The organism is Streptomyces sp. (assembly GCF_019510245.1).
Taxonomy (GTDB): domain Bacteria; phylum Actinomycetota; class Actinomycetes; order Streptomycetales; family Streptomycetaceae; genus Streptomyces.
Window position 1 is genome coordinate 137,924 of record NZ_JAEKKT010000147.1, and the last position, 19,883, is coordinate 157,806.

Here is a 19,883-nt window from a genome sequence, read left to right on the forward strand (position 1 = left end):
GCTGGGTTGACGCACGCGACGACTACGCCCGTGAGCAGACGGGCGACGATCACGGGCTCCGTGCTCGCGTCGCTCGACTCTGCGGCCCCGTCGGTCGCCCGGTGTGGCGCGACGAGGTGGGCGAGCCGTGGCACGTGCGACGTCGCGCAACGCTCTGACCTGGGAAGACACCACCTCATAACCCCCTCCGGGCCACCACGAGCACCGGTTAGGTGCTGGGACGCGCCCTCTGATTGACGAGCAGATGGTCTACGAGTAGCCCCCAGAGCGGCCCCGAGGCGCCTCTGAGCGCCGTTTTGAGCCCCCGTTCGCGCGGCCGACGGGGCGGATCGTGGTCGACGAGCGATCAAGCGGCACATTCAAGATCCGCAGTTAAGCGTTACAAAGCCCCGGAGGATCCGCTCCCCGGGGCTCTTCCTATTTCCGGAGGAGGGGCCCGTGTGGACCTATGACGAACAGATGCGCTGTAGGCGCCCCGGTTGCTACTTCGAGCGCTCCTACATGAAGGACGCTGCCGGTAAGAAACGACTGAAGAGGCATTGCGGAGTGCTCTGTTATGTCTGGTGCCGTCGGGCGGCAGGAGCCATGAAGTACGGAGACACCGACGGTGCAGCCGAACTACTCCGTCTCAGCCGGCTACTGGACGCGCGGATGTCTCCGACGGAATTCGTTCCTGGCGTGGTAGCTCCCCGCTGATCCGCCCCCATCAACCGATCCTCAGGCCGCTACGCGTCCGTAGCGGCCTTTGCCATACCTGGAATTCCTATGACCACTGAAACGGCCGGGTGCTTCCGGCCCGGCTGCCGGATGGCACCGAAACTGAAACTGACGCTATCCGGCAGCCTCGAAATCGACTCGTGGTGCAGCGATGCGTGCCGCGAATGGGCCGTGATGTCGGCCGCAATCGCCCGTTGTGAGATAACCCCCGACGTGGAGCGGCAAGCCGAAAGGCTCTATCACGTAGGGCGGCTGCTAGACCTTCGCGAAAACGCCGACGATGTCACGTTCTCCGTCGCGACAACGCCCGTTGTGACGTCGCCAACGCCGGAAACGGGGGCGTTCGATGAGCGACCTTGACATTGTCGGCTCCGCTGGGGTCGACGTCGTCCCGGTGGTGCCGAACTTCCATACGAGGCTGAAGACTGCGGTACTTCCTGCCGCGGATAGGGTCGGGGAGGACGTCGGCCGACGTATGGGGGAGGCGATATCGAGGAGTATCGTAATCGCCATCCCCGACGCTGTGGCCAGCGGAGGGACCCGAGCGCGGGCCGTGGCGGTTCGCGAGGGCGGCAGAGTGGGCGGCGAATTCGGCCGCTCAGTGAAAGCAAAGCTCGAACAAGCATTCCGAAGCCTCCCGCGGGCTGACGTCAGACTCGGCGACACCGGCATAAACGCCGACATCGACCGTTTGCGCGCCCGGATCCAGACGTTGAGCGGCCGGACTATCGGGCTCGATATCGACGCCGGCGCAGCGCTTGCGGAAATCACCGACATCAATGCGCGACTGGAGCGTTTGGTGCGCAACACCCGAGCATTCAGGTGAGAACGGATACCGCAGCCGCGCGCGCAGCGTTGGCGGAGGTGCAACGCCAGATAAACGACGTTGACCGGGACGACGTCAATATCAAGGTGCGCGCCGATACGTCAGGCGCAATGAGTGAACTGAAGTTTCTCAGCATCGCTCTTGCGGCCGTTGCGGCGCTCCCCGTAGTTCCCGTAGCAGTTGCCGGGATCGGCTCCATTGCTGCCGCAGCAGTAGCAGCCGGCGCGGGAGTGGGCGCGCTCGCCCTCGTCGCAGTTCCCGCCATCAAGTCCGTGACGAACGTGATGCAGCTACAGACGGCCGCAACGCAGCAGGCCGCGCGGGCGACGGACAACAGCGCAGCGTCGAACGTGCGAGCCGCACAGAACGCATTGCAGCTAGCGGGAGCCCAAGCCTCCCTGACGTCCGCACACCGTCAGGCAGCGCAGGCCATCGCGCAGGCCAACGAACAGGTAGCGAACTCCGAGCGCGCTCTGACGGAGGCTAAGAAGTCCGTGCGGCAGGCTGAGGAAGACCTCGCCACGGCCCGCAAGGACGCTGCCGAGCAGCTGCGCAGCCTCAATGACCAGTTGCTGGACGGCAAGCTGTCCGAACGTCAGGCCGTCCTCGACGTCAAGCAGGCCCAAGAGGACCTGAACAAGGTTCTCAGCGACCCGACCGCGACGGATCTGCAACGCCAGCAAGCGCAGTTGGCCTACGACGAGGCACAGCGCAACGCGCAGAAGACGAAGCAGTCGAACGCGGATCTTCAGAAGCAGGTCGTGGCCGCCAACAAAGCCGGCGTCGAAGGTAGTGACGTCGTGAAGCAGGCGAAGGAGCGTGTGGCGGAGGCCAACGCCAAAGTCGCCGACCAGGAGCGCGCCCTTGCCGACGCTCGCGCGAAGGTGCGCGACGCCGAAATCCAGGGCGCGGAGCAAGTCGCCTCCGCGGAGCGTGCCCTCCAGGCCGCACAGCTCTCGTCGGTCGACACGACGGCGAAGACTGCGACGGCCGCGGATACGTACCGTGCCGCGCTTGCCAAGCTCACGCCGGCACAGCGCGACCTATACGACTCGATTGCCGGGTCTCACGGGTTGAAGGCCGCATTCACCGACTGGGCGACGTCGCTACAGCCCCAGGTATTGCCACTCTTCACCCGAGGCGTGAACGCCGCGAAGAGCGCACTGCCCGGCCTGACGCCGCTTGTGCGCGGCGCTGCGGATGCCGTGGGCGTTCTGTGGAGCAAGACCAGTCGAGAGCTGCGAACGCCCTTCTGGGGCACCTTCAAGCACGATCTCGACGGTGCCGTAAAGCCAGCCATCATCGGATTCGGCACGGCCTTCGGGAATGTGTTCCGCGGAGTTGCCGGCGTCCTCGACGGGTTCTTGCCTCACACTCAGACGATCTCTGATCGGCTCATCAAGACGACGGAGCGCTTTTCTGAGTGGGGGACCAGCCTCAATGCGAACCCCTCCTTTGAGAAGTTTCTGAAGTTCTCCAGTGACCGGGGCGCAGTCCTGGCCGACGTATTCGGCAAGGTGGCAACAGCCTTCCTCAACGTCGGCGAGAGCCTCACCCCGATATCCGGCCCGCTTCTGAAGACGCTGGGAGGCGTGGCGGACGCGCTAGGCGTCATCGCCGGAAACGCGCCGTGGCTGCTCCAGTTCGTCTACGCCGCTATCGTCGGGTGGAAGCTGTGGACGCTCGCGGTGATCGCGTTCAACTTCGCGGTGGCTGCGAATCCGCTCGTGCTGATCGGCCTTGCCATCGTCGCTCTCGTCGGCGTGATCATCTACGCTTGGGACAAGTGGGGTTGGTTCCGGGCAGGTGTTGAGGAGGCTTGGGCCGGAATCAAGGCCGTGACGCTGTGGGCCTGGAATGGCTACCTGAAGCCGTCGTTCGTGCAGCTCTGGCACATCCTCGCGTGGGTCGGCGGAAAGGTCGTATGGCTGAATGACCACATCGTCGCCCCGGTGTTCCGTGCGATCGGCGTAGCGGCCAAGTGGCTTTACGACCACGGCGTGAAGCCACCACTTCAGAACATCTGGAACTCGCTTGGGTGGCTCGGGAGCAAGTTCGGGTGGCTGTACGACAAGGGTGTAGCACCGGTCGTTCACGACATAGCCGACGGTGCGTCGTGGCTGTACAGCAACGGGCTAAAGCCGGTGGCAAGCCGAATCGGCGACCTGACGGACGCCATGGCCGATTCCTTCCGGTCCATGAGCAAGTCAATCAAGGTGGCATGGGATTCCGTCGTCGACCACTCGAAGACGCCTGTGAACTTCATCATCAAGTGGGTGTATACGAGGGGCATCAAAGCCGTCTGGGACGGAATCGCAAAATTCGTCGGCCTCGACCCGCTCCCCAAGGCTCCTAAGCTCCTCGCGGCTGGCGGAACCATTGGTGACGGGTGGGGGGCGGTACGTCCCATGGTCACGAACAGGCCCACAGCAATCGTCGGTGAAGGCAACCCGCGGTACCCGGAATACGTCATCCCGACGGATCCGAAGTACAGGAGCCGGGCACTGGCGCTGCATGCTGCCGCAGGAACTCAACTCTTGGAGGACGGCGGGATCCTCGGCTCCGCGTTCGACGTGGTCAAGGGCGCCGTGTCGAAGGGCGTCAACTGGGCGTCCACAGCGGCCGACCTCCTCGCCCACCCCAGCAAGGTGTGGGCGAAGCTGGTCCGGCCGATCCTCGACTCCGTAGCCAAGGGCGTCGGGAGTGCCCCCATGGGCAAGGCTCTGGCGAAGCTCCCGGTGCGCATGGTCGACGGCCTAGAACAGAAAATCCTCGACGCTGTGAGCGGTGGGGGTTCGGCCGACGTCAGCGGACTCGGCGACCTCGGAGCGCACGGCGCCTCCGCCAAGCAAGCGCAGAAGATCGCGCGCGCCATGCTCCCGGCGTTTGGGTGGGATCCGGCAACGCAGATGCCGCCGCTCATCTCCCTGTGGAACGGGGAAAGTGGCTGGAGGTGGAACGCGCTCAACCCCTCCTCCGGCGCGTACGGGATCCCACAGAGCTTGCCGGCGTCGAAGATGGCGTCGGCCGGTCCTGACTGGCGTACCAACCCAGCAACGCAGATCCGATGGGGTATGGACTACGTCCACGACCGGTACGGATCTCCAGCCCATGCGTACTCGACGTGGCTGAGTCGGTCGCCCAGGTGGTACGACGACGGAGGCTACCTCCCGACGGGCCTCTCCCTTGTTGCGAACGGCACCGGTTCCCCAGAACCAATCTTCACCGGATCGCAGTGGGAGGACATCCGACGGGCGAAGTCCGGCACCCCCAACGTCACCGTCAACGCCCCGACGAAGGTGTACATCGACGGCCAGGAGATCCGCGGAATCGTTGATCAGCGGATCGAGGTTCACGACGGTCACTTGGCCACCATGTTCAACAACGGCCGCAAGATCCTCTGACGCACACCACACGCACACCGGGCCGGCTCCCGGGCTCACGACTTCATGAGGAGCAACCATGTTCGGTGAGCCAGCCAAGCGTCAGGCCGTCCAGTGCCCGCACTGCGGATCCGACGTCCCACAGTCGCCCGGTGCTGGCCGTCCACGCGTCTACTGCACCCCGACGGCTGGAGCTCAGTGGCGTCAGCGTATGCGGGCTCTGGGGTTCCCTGTGTGAGGCACTCTTGACGCTGCCTCCCCGTGGGCGTGATGGTCGTAGAACATTGCGCAATCCGCGTGACAACGGAGGTCATCATGACGCTACGGTTCTTCGGTAAGGACCCTGAGACCAACGGCGACAACTGCCCCACGGTGTGGCTCGACGAGGGCAAGCAAGAGCTCGTCGTTCAGGGCTGGAAGGCGGACGAGGCACTTCAGGCAGAATGCCTGTCCACGGGACCGATTCCCGAGACGGAGGCGGTCGTCAGGCTGCCTCTCCGTATGGCGCAGCAGATCAGGGAGGCGCTCGATGCCGCAGAACGTTCCCCCGTTCGCTGAGCTCCTCGCAGGGTGCCGCGCCTCCGCCGTCCACCTGGAGACTCGCGACGTCTACGGGGTCGTCGAGGAGGACGAGGATTTCGCGGCGTGGCGTGCGGGGCACCGGTACGACCTCGACGACCGGTCGACGTGGTGGAACTCCTTCCATGACGTCGTGTCGGACGCTGTGGGGCGCGGGGTTGTCGTGCGCCGTGCGCGTGTCGTCTCGGAGCCGGTGAGTGAGTACATCCGGTACGAGCACTCATGCACGCCGCAGAACCTGGCGGCGGGCGAAGACGTCAGGTGGCTCCCTCGACGCCTGGCGTGCGACTTGCTCCTCCCCGGAGCCGACCTCTGGATCTTCGACGGACGGCTAATCAGGTACGGCCTGTTCGCCGGCGATGGCGCGTTCGTTGGTCACGTCCTGGAGGACGCGCCCGACGTCGTCAAGCGCCATGCCGAAGCGTTCGAAGCAGTGTGGGAGCGTGCCATCCCTCACGCGGACTTCAGGATCTGAGCGCCGCCCGACCATGCAATCTCCCTACCCGTCTGCTGCCCTCGACGAGGCGCGCCGTGCCATCGCGGAGAAGCTCCGTGAGATCCGGCGTGACGCCGGCCTGACGGGTAGGGAGGTCGCCGCCCGCACAGGGTGGCTGCCCTCGAAGGTGTCGCGCCTCCAGAGCGCCACAACGCCCCCGTCGGACGCCGACATTCGCGCCTGGTGCATTGCGTGCGGAGCCGAAGACAGGATCCCGGATCTCCTTGCGGCCAACCGCACGGCCGACTCGATGTACGTCGAGTGGAGGCGCGTGCAGCGAAGCGGCCTGCGTAGGCTCCAGGAGTCCCGGATCCCGCTGTACGAGCAGACGCGCACGTTCCGCGTCTACAGCTCCAGCGTCATCCCTGGCTTCGTCCAGACGTACGAGTACGCCGCCGCACTCCTCGGGAACATTGCGCGCGTCCACGGGACGCCGGAGGACGTCGACGAGGCTGCCGCCGCACGGGTCGACCGGTCCCACATCATCCGCGACGAACGCAAGCGGTTCGCGCTCTTGCTGGAGGAGTCCGTACTCCGCCACGTCGTCGGCGACCCCGTTGTCATGGCGGGGCAGTTGGGTTATCTCCTCTCCGTCATGGCGTTGCCGGCCGTCTCCATCGGCATCATTCCCGCGGGACGCGAGCGGCCCATGTGGACGCTGGAGACGTTCACGCTCTTCGACGAAGAGCGCGTGTCGGTCGAACTCCTGACGGCTGGAATCACCGTCACAGCCCCCGGAGAATTCGCGATGTACGTACGCGCCTTCGAGGAGATGACGGCGCTTGCGGTCTACGGGGCCGACGCCCGCGGGCTCATCTCGGCCGCAATTGACTCGCTCGACTGAAGTTGCATAGAACTCTGTAGAACTCTATGGAATCGCGCCCCCTTCCCCGCCTACCGTCGAACCAACGAAGTCCGGTGACGGAGGTGCAGACGTGGCGATGGAAACGGTGTTGAGAAGCACCCCGATTCAGCTAGCAGATCCGACGGAGTATCGCCCCCCAGCCCCCGAGCCGGGGTGCGAAACGTGCAAATCCCTTCAGTGTCAGATCGACGCCGCCAGTGACCCGCACGCAGACACTTACGACCCGTCGAAGGCGATCGATCTTCGTATTGCCCTGGCGCGGCATAAGAAGGGGAGGGGGACGACGTGCTGATAAACACCAGCGCGTTCCCGGTCGTCGGGTCGCAGAACGAACTTACGAATCTCCCGCCCCGCGTCTGGGGTGAGTGCATGAGCTGTGTCGAGCTCCGACAGGAGCCGATCGGCATGGGGGACGGGGACACGGACTACGTGGCTTGGGCCAAGGAGCACCAGAGGCAGCACCCGACGCACGTCCGGTTCCGCCTGATCCACTCGAAGAACTTCCAGATCCTCCCGCACCGGCCGACGGACATCCGGCCCATCCCCTGAGCCCGCAGCCGGCGCCTGCGCGTCGACTGCGGAGGGCGCGGCGGGGGTTGGGTGCCGGGTGAGGCTGGCAGCCGCCTGACCCCCGCTAGCGTCCCTGAGCCCCGTCCTCGACGTGCTGAAGTGCCACCGGTCGAGGACGAGGGGCATGGCTGGTTCCTCATATCTCCCTCCAGCCGTGTCACGTCCGGAAAGGCCTCCGCGCTCCGTCCCCGCCGATGGGAGCGGGGAGGCACCCGAAGCTTCTCGTCCTCCTTTGTCGCCCAGACTCCCCAGGAGGACGAGGCGCCGCCCGTTGTGAGGAGTCCGCCCCCAGCGGACTGCCCGGGGCGGTAAGGGCCCCGCTCACCCGTACTCTGACCTGTCCGGGTGATCGGGGTTCTCAAATCTGCGTCCGCTCCCAGGGGCTGGGGCCCCGCTGTTGGCCTGGCGGACGCTGTACCCGGGTGTGCCGACGCTCCTCTTCCAGAGCCTGCCGGAGGAGTACGCCCGAGTACGAGAGCCCCGCTCATCCTGGAGTGCGAGCCAGGGAGGGTGGGGCTTTTTCATGCCCGCAGGTCAGGAGCCTCAGGTGCTCTATTGCGGGGTGTACACGCAGCTAGGGTGAACTCGTACTGCATGGCGGTGGTCGCTCCTCAGGCCGGGTAGCCCCGCCGGGTGTCCGGGTGTGCCCGGGGGATGTGCACCTACGTCAACTCCTCAGCAGGGACAGCAGTCCGCGTACTCCGGCGTCGAACGCCGCGGGGGAACCGGACGCCCGGGCGAGCACGTAGCCGCCCTGTACGGTCGCGAGCACGGTCGCGGCGATCTCCTCGCCGTCGACCAGGGGCCCGAACCGGCCCTGTTCCTTGCCCTCTTCGACGATCCCGGCGATCAGCTCGCGGATCCGGTCGAGCCTCTCGTCGACCGGCGCGCAGTTCGTCGCTCGCGATGATGTCCGGGTCCATGGTCAGCCCGCCGACCGGGCAGCCGCGCAGCACGTCACGCTCGCCCAGTACCAGTAGTTACAGAACGCCAGTTCTGCCGGGAGCAGGGCCCCGGCCGCCGCGTACTCCACGGGAGGTACGGCGGGTGCCGTCGTCCGCACGACGACCCGGACCCCTCCTGACGGTCAGTCTCGGTACATCACACCGAGACTTCGGGGAGTTGACCGATATGCAGACCCTGGCGGACTGGAACGGCGGGCCCGGCCCGTGGATCCTGTTCTTCCCGCTGATCTGGGCGGCCGTCGTGATCGGCGTCGGCACGTTCCTGCGCCGCACCGTGTGGCGCGGCCGCGGCGGACCCTGGCGCCCGATGGACGCCGGCCGTCCGTCCGGCGACTCGCCGCTCGCGGTCCTCGGCCGCCGCTTCGCCGCGGGCGAGATCGACGAGGACGAGTACTGGCGCAGGCTGTCCGTCCTGGAGGAGCAGTTCGGCCGCATCGGCAAGGGCGGCGCGGTATGAAGAAGAGACGGTGATACCGGGGAGAGACTCGGCGAGGAGACTCACCGCCCGCTCAACTGGCGACAGCCGAGCGGGCGGGAGCGTGTGCGGCACCGGGAACGGCGGCGGTCGCGTGTGCGGGGGCCGGGGCTCCGACGGGTGCGGCTGCGGTCGCGGGTGCGGCGGCGGCTGCACCGGCGGTCGTGGGTTCCGGCTGGACGATCCGGCGGGTCGCCGGTTCGGCGGCCCGGCGCTGCGGACGGGCGGCCGCCATCGGCGTGGCCGTCGGCGCCGGCAGGGTGAACCACACGACCTTGCCGTCGTCGTGCGGCCGGACCCCCCAGCTCTCGCTGACCGCGGCCACCATCGCGAGCCCCCGCCCGCAGGTGGCCATCGGCGCGATCTCCGTGCCGTCCTCGACCACCGGAAGGCGCGGATCGTGGTCACGGACCGACACCGTGAGGCGGTCGAGCTGGAGCTCGATCTCCACCGTGCAGTTCTTGTCGGTCCGGGCGTGCCGGTGGACGTTGGTGAGCAACTCCGTCACACCGAGCGCTGCCCGGTCGATCAACGGGTCGAGATGCCAGTAGCGCAATTGCGCAGATACGATTCTGCGGACCTGGCCGATCCGCGAGGGCAGTGCTTGGAGCTCCACCGAGCAGTGTCTGCTTGGGTGTTCGATCACGGCTGCGACTCCCCGACGTGAGGTCCGGAAGAACACGGAGAACGGATCCAGCAGGGCGCCGCCGTCCATGGGGCCGCCTGCTGTCGTGGCCGGCGGGCTGGTTCGCAGCGTTATCGCCGGTAAACCCAGAGTGACGTGAGACAAGCGTGACCCAGTGCGCACGGTCCCGCAACTCGCCGTGGCGAGGAGGTCACGCCCGCAGGTCCGTGCGGTTCAGCGGTCACGCCCCGCGGCCCGCCGCACCGCCTCGATGAAGCGGCGCGCCGCGGGCGGACCGGGCTCGCCGGGCGCCGGATCATGGTCACCCAGCGTGAGTGAGTAGCGCTGGCCGTTGAGGTCGGCCAGAGCCCGGTCCTCCGATGCGAACCAAGGCTTCGAGGCCCGTACCGCCTGCACGGGCGCGCTGTCGATCTCGCTGCCGTAGCTCGTGAGCAACTGCAGCCTGCCGTCCCCTATCCGGACCTGGCCGGCCCGGGTGAGCGAACGCAGCCGCTTGTCGATCCGCACGCCCGTCGCCGTGAACTCCGGCTCCGCCATCCTGCCCCGCCCCTTTTCGACTACCTCGGTCGCCGGTCGGGAAGCTTGTGGCCCCGGCCGGCGTGCTCCGGCTCGTGTCGTGATCCAGTGTGCGCCCCCGTTCGAGACGTTCGTCCCGTCCGGTGGCAGTCTGCCCGCCCTCGGCGCGGAGCACCAGTACGCACGGGCCGCCGGGTGGGGGGCGCTCGGAGCACTCGCCGCCGTGCGCCCCCGAAGGGATCGCGCCACGGGTCGCCGCTGTTCCCCAGGGCTGCCTTTGAGGCGCTCAAAGATGCGTTTATGCAGGTGAGAAGCGTGCGGAAGGTGTTTATGATCGATGCGTCGGCCGCGTTCGGACGCCGTCGGCGCGCAGCGTAAGGAGTTCCGCCGTGAGCACCACCCCGCAGATCCGGACCGGCGCCACCCTCGACGTCGACCGCAGTGACACCGCCTACCGCGACTGGCTCAAAGAGGCCGTCCGCAAGGTCCAGGCGGACGCGAACCGCTCGGCGGACACGCACCTGCTCCGCTTCCCGCTGCCCGAGGCCTGGGGCATCGACCTCTACCTCAAGGACGAGTCGACACATCCGACCGGGAGCCTCAAGCACCGGCTGGCCCGCTCGCTCTTCCTCTACGGCCTGTGCAACGGCTGGATCCGGCCGGGCCGACCGGTGATCGAGGCGTCCAGTGGCTCGACGGCCGTCTCCGAGGCGTACTTCGCCAAGCTCATCGGCGTGCCGTTCATCGCCGTCATGCCGCGCACCACCAGCGCCGAGAAGTGCCGGCTCATCGAATTCCACGGCGGGCAGTGCCACTTCGTGGACGACTCGCGGAAAATGTACGAGGAGTCCGCGCGCCTCGCGGTGGAGACCGGCGGCCACTACATGGACCAGTTCACCTACGCCGAACGGGCCACGGACTGGCGCGGCAACAACAACATCGCCGAATCCATCTTCCGCCAGCTGGAGTTGGAGCGGTTCCCGGAGCCCGCCTGGATCGTCGCCACGGCCGGCACGGGCGGTACGTCCGCGACGCTCGCGCGCTATGTCCACTACACCCAGCGCGATACGCGGATCTGCGTCGCCGACCCCGAGAACTCCTGTTTCTTCGAGGGCTGGACCACCGGCGATCCGGACGTCACCTGCGACTGCGGGTCCCGCATCGAGGGCATCGGCAGGCCGCGGATGGAGCCCAGCTTCGTGCCGGGTGCCGTCGACCGGATGATGAAGGTGCCGGACGCGGCGAGCGTGGCCGCGGTGCGGGCACTGGAGCGGAGGATCGGGCGGAAGGCCGGGGGGTCGACCGGGACCGGGCTGTGGAGTGCGCTGAAGATCGTCGCCGAGATGGTGGCCGAGGGACGGCAGGGGAGTGTGGTGACCCTGCTCTGCGATCCGGGCGACCGGTACCTCGACAAGTACTACTCGGACACCTGGCTCGCCGCACAGGGCCTGGACATCGCGCCCTGTGCGGCGGCGATCGAGACCCTGCTGGAGACGGGAATCTGGCCCGGCTGAGCCGCTACCGGCTGGAGACGGGAATCTGGCCCGGCTGAGCCGCTACCGCGCCAGGCGCCGGTCCAGTTCGGTGACCGCGCCCCTGAAGGCCCGGCCCAGCCCGGCGCGTGCCGCCCTGACCGCGAGACGGAACGGTGCGTTGCCGTCCACGGCGAAGGTCCACTGCACGCGAGTGCCGCCGCCGGACGGGACGAGCCGCCACTCCTCCGCGAGGGCGTGGGCACCGGGCGCGTTGGTCAGGTCCACCCGGTAGGCGTACACCTCCGCCTCCTTGGCCGCGATGACCGTCTCCCGGAAACGCCCGCCGCCCTTCAGCCGGATGTCGCGGCCGGCACCGTCGTCGACCGACTCGGCGTGCGTCACCGCGGCGAACCACTGCGCCCAGCCGGGTACGTCGTCGTTGAGCGCGTGGAAGACCCGCTCGGGCGGTGCGGCCATCTGCTGCGCGAAGACCAGGCGTACGGGCGCGGTCTCGACGAAGTCGAGCCCCACGGGGCGCAGTCGGCGTGCCATCGGCAAGAACCCCCCTGGCCGGCACGGCGGTTGACCGGCTCCGCCACGATAACTGGCGGCCCGTCAGATGTCTGTACCGCCTACGCGATCAGGCCTCGGCCTCGCCCGCCACCACCAGCCGGCGCAGATGCTCCGCGATCTCCGCGCGCGCGTCGGAGGGCAGCCCGGCGTCCGTGACCAGCGTGTCGACCTGCTCCAGCTTGGCGAACGAACTGAGGCCCACCGTGCCCCACTTGGTGTGGTCGGCGACCACCACGACCCGCCGGGCCGACTGCACCAGGCGGCGGTTGGTCTCCGCCTCGGCGAGGTTGGGTGTGGAGAGGCCGGCCTCGGTCGATATGCCGTGCACGCCGAGGAAGAGCAGGTCGAAGTGGAGCGCCGCGATCGCCTGGTCGGCAACCGGGCCCACCAGGGAGTCGGACGGGGTGCGCACCCCGCCGGTCAGGACCACCGTCGCCGCCCCCTGCCGCTGCCCGGCGACCCGCTGGGCCGCGTGGAAGACGTCCGCGACCCGCACCGAGTTCGTCACCACGGTCAGGTCGGGGACCTCCAGGAGATGATGGGCCAGCGCGTACGTCGTCGTACCCCCGGACAGGGCGATCGCCGTACCCGGCACGACCAGTTCGGCGGCGGCCCGCGCGATGTCCTCCTTGGCGGTCAGCTCCAGCCCCGACTTGGCCTCGAACCCCGGCTCGTGGGTGCTCGCCTCGACCACCGGCACCGCACCGCCGTGCACCTTCTCCAGCACGCCCTGCCGGGCCAGCGCGTCCAGGTCCCGGCGTACGGTCATGTCCGACACACCGAGCTTGCGGGTCAGCTCGTTGACCCGCACGCCGCCCCGGCGCCGGACCTCGTCCAGGATCAGGGCGCGGCGCTGCTCCGCGAGGAGGTTCTGGTTCTCGCTCACGTACGCTCCGGTCCTCTCGCCTCAGCCGTCCGACACGCCCTGCGTACCGGCTCCGACCAGGACATTCCGTCCGGCTCCGGCGTGCGGGCGCCCCATCCTTTCACGGGACCACACAGGTTGCGCTACTCCCTGTGGCGGTGCGCACATGCCATTTGGTCACCATGTGTTGCGCTGGGCGTCACACACAACGGGGAGATTCCGTGACGAGTGGTGTGCGTCACACCGGAATCGGCGATCCTGGTAGCCGCACGGACACAGACCATCGGCGCGGCACGGGGGAAGTGCGGACGAGTGGAACGCGCACGGGAACGCACCGCCGGCGCCGGCCCCGCCGACGGGCTGGCGGAGACGCATCCGGAGTCGGAGACCGCGTCCGCGGACCCGCCCGCCGCACCGGAGATCGACCTGGAGCTCCTGGTCCACGGGGTCGGCGGCAGCACGCCGGAGAAGATGCTCGACGACCCGCGCACGGTGCGGATCACCGGCGACGACACCGCCGCGGTCTTCCGGCGTGCCGAGGACGTCGACGCCGAGTCCCGGCCCGGCGAGTACCGCGACCGGACGGTGCCCGAGGCGTACGTCTGGTGCAACCTCACCTCGGGCAACGCCTCCCGCGCGCTGTGGCTGCTGCTCCTGCCGTTCATGGTGGTCAACCTCGCCCACTGGATGCGCCCCGCCGCCGAGGACCGGCCCCGTACCGTGCGCTTCTACGGCCTGCTGGTCCGGCTGGCCGGGCTCACCCTGACCGTGCTGCTGGTCGCCGCCGCCTGCGAGGTCGCCCTGGACCTCGCCGCCTGGCAGTGCGCGGGCGTCACCGCCTGCGCCCGCCGCCACACCTGGCTCGGTTTCCTCTCGCCCGCCGGCTCCCACGGCGGCTGGTGGAGTGCGCCCGGACGCCGCCTCGCTCTGGCCGCCCTGGTCCCCACCGCCCTGACCGGCCTGCTCTGGTATCTCTCGCACCGCACCTGGAGCGCCTACGAGTCCACCCGCCCCCTGGCCAACGACCCCGAGCCCGGCCACACCTCCCTCGGCAGCCCCGGCTTCTGGTACGGGCGCCGGCTGGTCGCCCGGCTGCGGGCCGCCCACACCGCGGCGGGCCTGCTCACCGTCGCCGCCGCGGTCCTCGCGCCGGCGGCCGCCTTCGACCGGCGGCCGGGCGGACCCGCCGTACTGGACACGACCGGACGGCTGCTGACCGGCGCCCTGACCGCCGGGGCCCTCGCCGTGGTGTGGGTGGTCTGCCGCCGGGGCCGCAGCGAGCACCTCCTCGACCAGGAACTCGACCGGCACCTCTTACGACGCCTGCCGCTCGGCGCGCTCGCCCTGCTGGCGCTCGTGGTGCTGTACGCAGGCTGGTCCCGCCCGGGATGGCACTCCGTCGGGCGGCTCACCGGGGACACCGCCTTCGGCGGTCTGGTCCTGGCCCAGGGGGTGCTGGTGATCGTCCTCGCGGTCGCCGCCCACGACCTGCACCGCCGGCTGCCCGACGCGCGTGCCGCGATGCGCGGCCTCGGCGGGCCCGCGGTCGCGCTGCTCGCGTGCGCGCTCGGCGGAGTGATCTCGGGCGGGCTCGCCCAGCGGGTCTCCGACTGGCTGGACGGCACCGGCACCTCCATCGCCGGCCCTCCGGTCCTGCTGACCTGGCAGGCGTCGGCGATCCCGCCGGTGCTCGTGGTGCTGCTCTGCGCGGTCGCCTGGCTGTCCTGGCGCACCTCGCGGCTCGGCCGCGTGGAACGCGCCGCCGCCGGCCTCGGCCACCCCGGGGAGCCGGAGGACGCGGCCCGCAGCCGCCGTATCGCCCGGGTCCGGGCCATGGCGGTCCTCACCGACCGGACGCCGTTCGTCGTCACCGTGCTGTGCGCCGCCACGCTGGTGCTGGGTGCCGGGGCACTGGTGGGCGCGCTGGCCACCGGCCGGACCCCGGACGCGGCGGCCGACCGGACGTACGTCCTGGTGCACGGCGCCGCCGAGACCTCGCAGGCGCTCGGCTCCTGGCTGGTCGGGCTGGGCTTCCTGCTCTTCGTCACCTGGGGCCGGCGCGCCTACAAGGACGCCGCCGCGCGGCGCACCATCGGCATCCTCTGGGACGTCGGCACCTTCTGGCCGCGCGCCGCCCACCCCTTCGCCCCGCCCTGCTACGCCGAGCGCGCGGTCCCCGACCTGACCTGGCGGATGGCCACCTGGACCCGCCGCACCGGCGGCCGGCTGGTCATCTCCGGCCACTCCCAGGGCAGCGTCCTCGCCGCCGCGGCCGTCTGGCAGCTGACCCCGTCGGTGCGCAGCAGGGTCGCCCTGCTGACGTACGGCTCCCCGCTGGAGCGGCTGTACGGCCGGTGGTTCCCGGCCCACTTCGGCCCCGCGGAACTCGGCTCCCTGCACCGCGAGGTCGCCTGCTGGCGCAACCTCTACCGCCTCACCGACCCCATCGGCGGCCCCGTGCGGATCCCCGACGGCGACGGTCCCGAGGTCGACCACGCGCCGCTGAAGGACCCCCTCGCCTACGGCCGCACGCCCGGGCACCCGCTCCCGGCGCCGATCCTGGGCCACTCCGACTACCAGGCGGACCCGGCCTTCGCCGAGGAACGGCGGCGGCTGCTGGCCCGGCTGCGCCCGGAGCTGCCCGGGCAGCGGCCGCAAAGAGGCGGCTGATCAGGCGAGTTCGGGGAGGTCCTCCGGGTACAGGAGGGTCAGGTCGTCGGTGGTCGGGTCGGCCAGCTGGGCGACCCGGCTCGCGTGCCGCTCGACCATCGCCTCGAAGGTCTGCCGCGCGGTACGGCCGTTGCCGAACGCGGGGCCCTTCGGGAGCACCGTGAAGTACTTCAGCAGCGCGTCGGAGGCGCCCGGCGCCAGCCGGTACTCGTGCTCGTCGGCCTGCTGCTCCACGATCCGCAGCAGCTCGTCAGGGCCGTAGTCGCTGAAGGTGATGGTCCGGGAGAAACGCGACGCCACACCGGGATTGACCGAAAGGAAGCGCTCCATCTCCTCCGTGTAGCCCGCGACGATCACCACCACGGCGTCCCGGTGGTCCTCCATCAGCTTCACCAGCGTGTCGATGGCCTCCTTGCCGAAGTCCCGCCCGGCGTCCTCCGGCGACAGCGCGTACGCCTCGTCGATGAACAGCACACCGCCGTGCGCCCGCTGGAAGGCCTCCTGGGTGCGGATCGCCGTGGAGCCGATGTGCTCGCCGACCAGGTCGACCCGGGACACCTCGACCAGATGGCCCTTCTCCAGCACCCCGAGGGAGGCGAGGATCTCGCCGTAGAGCCGGGCGACCGTCGTCTTGCCGGTGCCGGGGGAGCCCGTGAACACCAGGTGCCGCTTGACCGAGGCGGCCTTCAGCCCGGCCTGCTGGCGGCGCCGGCCGACCTCGATCATGTCGGTCAGCGCACGGACCTCGCGCTTGACGCTGTCCAGGCCCACCAGCGCGTCGAGTTCACCGAGCACGGCCTTCGAGGTCCGGGCCGGCTCCTGGGGCGCGGCCGGGGGCAGGAGCGGTTCCTGCTCGGTGCTGCGCTGGCCGGGGATCGCGCCCAGCAGGCCGGGTGACTGGTGCGAGGTCTGTACGACCGTCTCCCGCGCCGCGGGCGGCCGGAGGCTGCCGCTCTCGTCGCTGGTGCAGTCCTCCACCACCGGGCCGGTGCCGGAGCCCGCGTCCGGACCGCCGTCCGCGAACTCGTAACCCCCGCGCGCGCACCGCTCCGTGCGGCACTTGCGCAGCGTCGTGCGGCAGCCGTCGATCACGTGGAAGCCGTAGCCGCCGCTGCCGGTGACCCGGCAGTTCTGGAAGGTGCCACGGCCGCCCGCCGACACGTAGAAACCCGCCTCGGCCGGGGAGTCGACCGTGCAGCGCTCGATGGTGGGGTCGGCGCCCTTGGTGACGATCACTCCGGTCTGGGTGGCGTCCACCGTGCAGTTGTTGAGGGTGCCGCCGCTGCCGTGGTCGCGGAACCAGGCGCCGGTGGCCGCGTCCCGGATGCGGCAGTCGTCGAGCTGCGCGGTGGCGCCGTCGCTCACCGAGACCGCGGTGTTGCGCACCTGGGAGAGATCGCTGTCGACGACGTCCGCGCGGGAGCCGCGATCCAGCACGAACAGGGCGTCCGGTACGTCGTGCACCCGGCAGGAGTCCAGGACCACGGTGGCGCCGTCGCTGACCCACACCGCGGGATAGTCGCCCGTGCTGTCGAAGATCTCGCACTGGTTCGCGTCCACCCGGGTGCCCGGGTCCCACACCGACAGGCCGTTGCGGCCGAACTGACGCACGGTCGTCCGGGTCAGCGTCAGCACCGACCGCGAGCGCAGGTCGACCGCGTTCTCCGGGATGTCGTGGATACGGCAGTCGGCGAGGGTGAGCACCGCGTCGGTGTCGAGGGTGACCCCGTCGGCGGTGGTGCGGTGCACATCGCAGTCGGTGAGGTGTGCCGTGGCCTGCGCGGTGACCTGCACACCGGAGCCGCGCACCTCGTAGATCTCGCAACCCACCGCTTCCAGCGCGGAGTTCTCCCCGGTCGCCGTCATGCCCGTGCCCGAGGCGTGGTGCACCCGGCAGCGATCGAACCGCGGACGGCCGCCGCCGCGCACCGCCACGCCGGCCTGGCCGGCCGCCACGACCTCGCACTCCTCGAACACCCCGCCGCCGCCGTCGAGTACGGCGATCCCGATGCCCGCCGGGTTGTCCACGGTGCACCGCCGCACCGTCGGCCGGGCTCCGCCGCGCACCTCGATGCCGGCGGCGGACCGGGTGACGATCCGCACGTCCAGCAGCTCCGGGGTGCCCTCCTCGACCAGCAGCGCGGGCGCGGCCGCGTCCTGACCCTCGACATGCAGGTCCTGTACGACCGCCGAGGCGCGTACGGTCAGCGGGACGCCGTCCGCGGGGGCGATGCGCACCGAGCCGGGCGAGCCCTCGGGCCCGCGCAGCGTCACCGCGCGCTGGACGACGAGGTTCTCCCGGTAGGTGCCGGGCGCGACCGTGAGGACGTCGCCGTCGGCGGCGGCCTCCAGGGCGGCGGCGAGCGACGCGTACTCACCCGTGCGGCGCCGCCACCTCGATGTGCCGGTGTGCGTCACCTGGACCGTGCCCTGTGCCATGGCGTTGCCGTGCCCCCACCTCGTCGTACAGATCGCTCGCTCGCCTCGCGGGCGGCACCGCGGACGGTGCCCGGCCCCTGTGGTTCGCTCGCGCGCGGGTCGATGCCGAATGCGCTTCGGCCGCTCCACCGTAGCGTGCGCCGAGGTGGTGGGTTGACCAGAGACGGAAAGGCCGTCAGCTGCCCGTCCCGGCCTTGCCCCAGTCCGGGCCCGCCCGGTCCCAGGCCTGGTCCCACCGTGCGTACCTGCGACGGACCATACGCCAGACGATCGTCCGTCTGCCGCTCTCGACCACCCCCGCGGCCAGCAGGGCCGCGCCGAACCCGGCCAGCACGGCGTGCGTCGTCGCCGTCGCGGCGTCCAGCGGGCGGGCCGTGACGACCCCCTGCCGGTCCGTCCAGACGTCGAAGTGGTCGCCCTTGTGCGGGGATTTGAGGGTCGTCAGGACCGGGCCCTCCTGCCGGGTGCCGTCCGGTGCCGTCCAGTCGGCGAGGACACGGCTGCGGGTGTCGTGGACGCTGGTCGCGTCGGGGTCGGGCTCCACCGGGGCGCCGCCCAGCCTGCGCACCACCGTGGCGAGGACCAGATGCCGGTCGTGCTGCTGCTGCCGTACCGACCGCTGGAGGCTGTCCTGGGCGGCTGCGCCGACCAGCGAGCCGATCAACGGCGCGGCCACCACGATCAGCACCAGTGCCGCCAGGGCCACCCAGGCCTCGGCCAGGTCGGTCGCACGGCGCAGCGGATTGCGCCGCCAGCGCCACAGGCCGCGGATCGCTCGCACCGACCACCACCCCCTTCCCGCTCCGTGATAACCCCCGCCCGGCGCGTTCACCTGAGCCCCTGGCCGAAGAGAGAGCGAAATCACCCCCGGCAGGGACTTCCATGAACTTCCCACGACCCCCAACGACCGGGCCGCGGGCTCGGGTTCCCGGAGCGCGGCGGTGATCGCCCGGCGTGTGGTGACCGGCACCGCCCGGCCCCCGCAAGCTCAGCCGAGGACCCGGACCGGGTCCCCCACCCGGATGGTGCCGGGGGAGTGCGGTACCAGGTTCTGGCCGAAGACCAGCTGGTTGCCGAACCTGCGGTGCCGCGCCAGTGTCCGCAGCGGCTCCCGGCCGCGCTCGGCGGTGACCTGGTCGGTGGTGGTCACGACGCACCGCCCGCACATCTTCGCGACCCGGAACTCGACCTCGCCGATGGCGATCCGTCTCCAGTCGTCCTCCGCCCAGGGCGGGGTGCCCCGCACGACCACGTTCGGCCGGAAGCGGTTCATGGGCAGGGGGCCCTCGTCGGCGTGCTCGCCCCGCGCGATCAGCACGTTGAGGGCGTCCAGCGAGGACTGGGTGGTGACCAGCAGGGGATAGCCGTCGGCGAAGCTCACCGTCTCGCCCGGCAGGGCGTGGTCCGGGTCGATCGGGCGGCGGCGCGCGGGGTCGTCCATGTGGGCGAGGCGGACGTCGGCCTCCAGATACGCGGCACACCACTCATGGGCCGGCTCCGCCGCGAGGACCGCCTCCACCTTCGTGCCGAAGATGTCCACCGGCACCGTGACGCCCGGCCCCGGGATCGGCACCGTCAGGGGTGTGCGCCCGGGCGCGGACGGGCGTACGCCGCCGCCGGGCAGCAACTCGGCAGCGGCGAGCGCGAGGCGCGGCTGTACCCGCTGGGTGACGACCTTTCCCCCGTCGTCGATCAGCACCCAGCGTCGGTCACCGGCCAGCCCCCAGGGCTCCACGACGGCCTCGCGGGGCGAGAAGCCCCGGAGCGCCTTGACCGGGTGAACGTGGATCGACTGCAGTTCGGGCATCCCCATGACGCCATCG

General features: G+C 70.1%; 17 protein-coding genes and 1 pseudogene. 10 read left to right on the plus strand and 8 right to left on the minus strand.

What is annotated here, in order from left to right; genetic code table 11:
* Positions 1 to 765 precede the first annotated feature (765 nt).
* From JF597_RS26085 to JF597_RS26115, 7 genes are all read left to right on the plus strand, one after another.
* Positions 766 to 1,077: a hypothetical protein gene (locus JF597_RS26085; protein ID WP_293999417.1), complete on the plus strand. Its 312-nt coding sequence runs from the start codon at positions 766 to 768 to the stop codon at positions 1,075 to 1,077.
* Complete coding sequence (locus JF597_RS26090) at positions 1,064 to 1,543, plus strand: hypothetical protein (protein ID WP_293999420.1); 480 nt, start codon at positions 1,064 to 1,066, stop codon at positions 1,541 to 1,543. Before JF597_RS26085 ends, JF597_RS26090 begins: the two co-directional genes overlap by 14 nt.
* A 38-nt stretch (positions 1,544 to 1,581) precedes the next feature.
* Positions 1,582 to 4,947 (plus strand): hypothetical protein, encoded by a 3,366-nt coding sequence (locus JF597_RS26095; RefSeq protein WP_293999423.1) that lies wholly within the window; start codon positions 1,582 to 1,584, stop codon positions 4,945 to 4,947.
* A 294-nt stretch (positions 4,948 to 5,241) separates the two neighbouring features.
* Positions 5,242 to 5,484 carry a hypothetical protein gene (locus tag JF597_RS26100; RefSeq protein WP_293999573.1) on the plus strand — a complete coding sequence of 81 codons (243 nt, stop codon included), beginning with the start codon at positions 5,242 to 5,244 and terminating at the stop codon, positions 5,482 to 5,484.
* On the plus strand, positions 5,456 to 5,980 hold the full coding sequence (locus JF597_RS26105; protein ID WP_293999426.1) for a DUF6879 family protein: 525 nt from the start codon (positions 5,456 to 5,458) through the stop codon (positions 5,978 to 5,980). Before JF597_RS26100 ends, JF597_RS26105 begins: the two co-directional genes overlap by 29 nt.
* Positions 5,981 to 5,993: 13 nt before the next feature.
* On the plus strand, positions 5,994 to 6,845 hold the full coding sequence (locus tag JF597_RS26110) for a helix-turn-helix transcriptional regulator (RefSeq protein ID WP_293999429.1): 852 nt from the start codon (positions 5,994 to 5,996) through the stop codon (positions 6,843 to 6,845).
* A gap of 426 nt (positions 6,846 to 7,271) precedes the next feature.
* Positions 7,272 to 7,415, plus strand: coding sequence for a hypothetical protein (locus JF597_RS26115; RefSeq protein ID WP_293999432.1), 144 nt, complete (start codon positions 7,272 to 7,274; stop codon positions 7,413 to 7,415).
* Positions 7,416 to 8,103: 688 nt separating this feature from the next.
* Here JF597_RS26115 and JF597_RS26120 read toward each other — a convergent pair.
* Positions 8,104 to 8,401: pseudogene (locus JF597_RS26120) on the minus strand (TetR/AcrR family transcriptional regulator); the annotation flags it as partial.
* A gap of 166 nt (positions 8,402 to 8,567) precedes the next feature.
* On the opposite strand from JF597_RS26120, the gene JF597_RS26125 reads away from it, so the two are divergent.
* Positions 8,568 to 8,858 (plus strand): SHOCT domain-containing protein, encoded by a 291-nt coding sequence (locus JF597_RS26125; RefSeq protein ID WP_293999435.1) that lies wholly within the window; start codon positions 8,568 to 8,570, stop codon positions 8,856 to 8,858.
* A 52-nt stretch (positions 8,859 to 8,910) separates the two neighbouring features.
* Here JF597_RS26125 and JF597_RS26130 read toward each other — a convergent pair whose 3' ends face one another.
* Together JF597_RS26130 and JF597_RS26135 are read right to left on the minus strand one after the other, a co-directional pair.
* The gene (locus JF597_RS26130; protein WP_293999438.1) at positions 8,911 to 9,522 is read right to left on the minus strand and encodes an ATP-binding protein; all 612 of its coding nucleotides are present in this window, start codon (positions 9,520 to 9,522) and stop codon (positions 8,911 to 8,913) included.
* A 213-nt stretch (positions 9,523 to 9,735) separates the two neighbouring features.
* A complete protein-coding gene (locus tag JF597_RS26135) occupies positions 9,736 to 10,059 on the minus strand; it encodes a hypothetical protein (RefSeq protein ID WP_293999440.1) in 324 nt (107 codons plus the stop codon).
* A gap of 368 nt (positions 10,060 to 10,427) precedes the next feature.
* On the opposite strand from JF597_RS26135, the gene JF597_RS26140 reads away from it, so the two are divergent.
* Positions 10,428 to 11,552 carry a PLP-dependent cysteine synthase family protein gene (locus tag JF597_RS26140; RefSeq protein ID WP_293999444.1) on the plus strand — a complete coding sequence of 375 codons (1,125 nt, stop codon included), beginning with the start codon at positions 10,428 to 10,430 and terminating at the stop codon, positions 11,550 to 11,552.
* A gap of 42 nt (positions 11,553 to 11,594) precedes the next feature.
* Here JF597_RS26140 and JF597_RS26145 read toward each other — a convergent pair whose 3' ends face one another.
* Positions 11,595 to 12,065 carry an SRPBCC family protein gene (locus JF597_RS26145; RefSeq protein ID WP_293999447.1) on the minus strand — a complete coding sequence of 157 codons (471 nt, stop codon included), beginning with the start codon at positions 12,063 to 12,065 and terminating at the stop codon, positions 11,595 to 11,597.
* A gap of 88 nt (positions 12,066 to 12,153) precedes the next feature.
* Positions 12,154 to 12,972, minus strand: coding sequence for a DeoR/GlpR family DNA-binding transcription regulator (locus tag JF597_RS26150; protein ID WP_293999450.1), 819 nt, complete (start codon positions 12,970 to 12,972; stop codon positions 12,154 to 12,156).
* Between the two features lie 399 nt (positions 12,973 to 13,371).
* Between JF597_RS26150 and JF597_RS26155 the strand changes: the two genes are divergently transcribed.
* Positions 13,372 to 15,621, plus strand: coding sequence for a hypothetical protein (locus JF597_RS26155; RefSeq protein WP_293999575.1), 2,250 nt, complete (start codon positions 13,372 to 13,374; stop codon positions 15,619 to 15,621).
* On the opposite strand, the gene JF597_RS26160 is transcribed toward JF597_RS26155, so the two are convergent.
* The 3 genes from JF597_RS26160 to JF597_RS26170 all read right to left on the minus strand — a co-directional run bounded on the left by JF597_RS26160 (position 15,622) and on the right by JF597_RS26170 (position 19,873).
* Positions 15,622 to 18,060: a right-handed parallel beta-helix repeat-containing protein gene (locus tag JF597_RS26160; RefSeq protein WP_293999453.1), complete on the minus strand. Its 2,439-nt coding sequence runs from the start codon at positions 18,058 to 18,060 to the stop codon at positions 15,622 to 15,624.
* A gap of 175 nt (positions 18,061 to 18,235) precedes the next feature.
* Complete coding sequence (locus tag JF597_RS26165; protein ID WP_293999455.1) at positions 18,236 to 18,841, minus strand: hypothetical protein; 606 nt, start codon at positions 18,839 to 18,841, stop codon at positions 18,236 to 18,238.
* A gap of 207 nt (positions 18,842 to 19,048) precedes the next feature.
* Entirely contained in the window at positions 19,049 to 19,873 is an 825-nt protein-coding gene (locus JF597_RS26170; protein ID WP_293999458.1) for an MOSC N-terminal beta barrel domain-containing protein, read from the minus strand.
* Positions 19,874 to 19,883 lie beyond the last annotated feature (10 nt).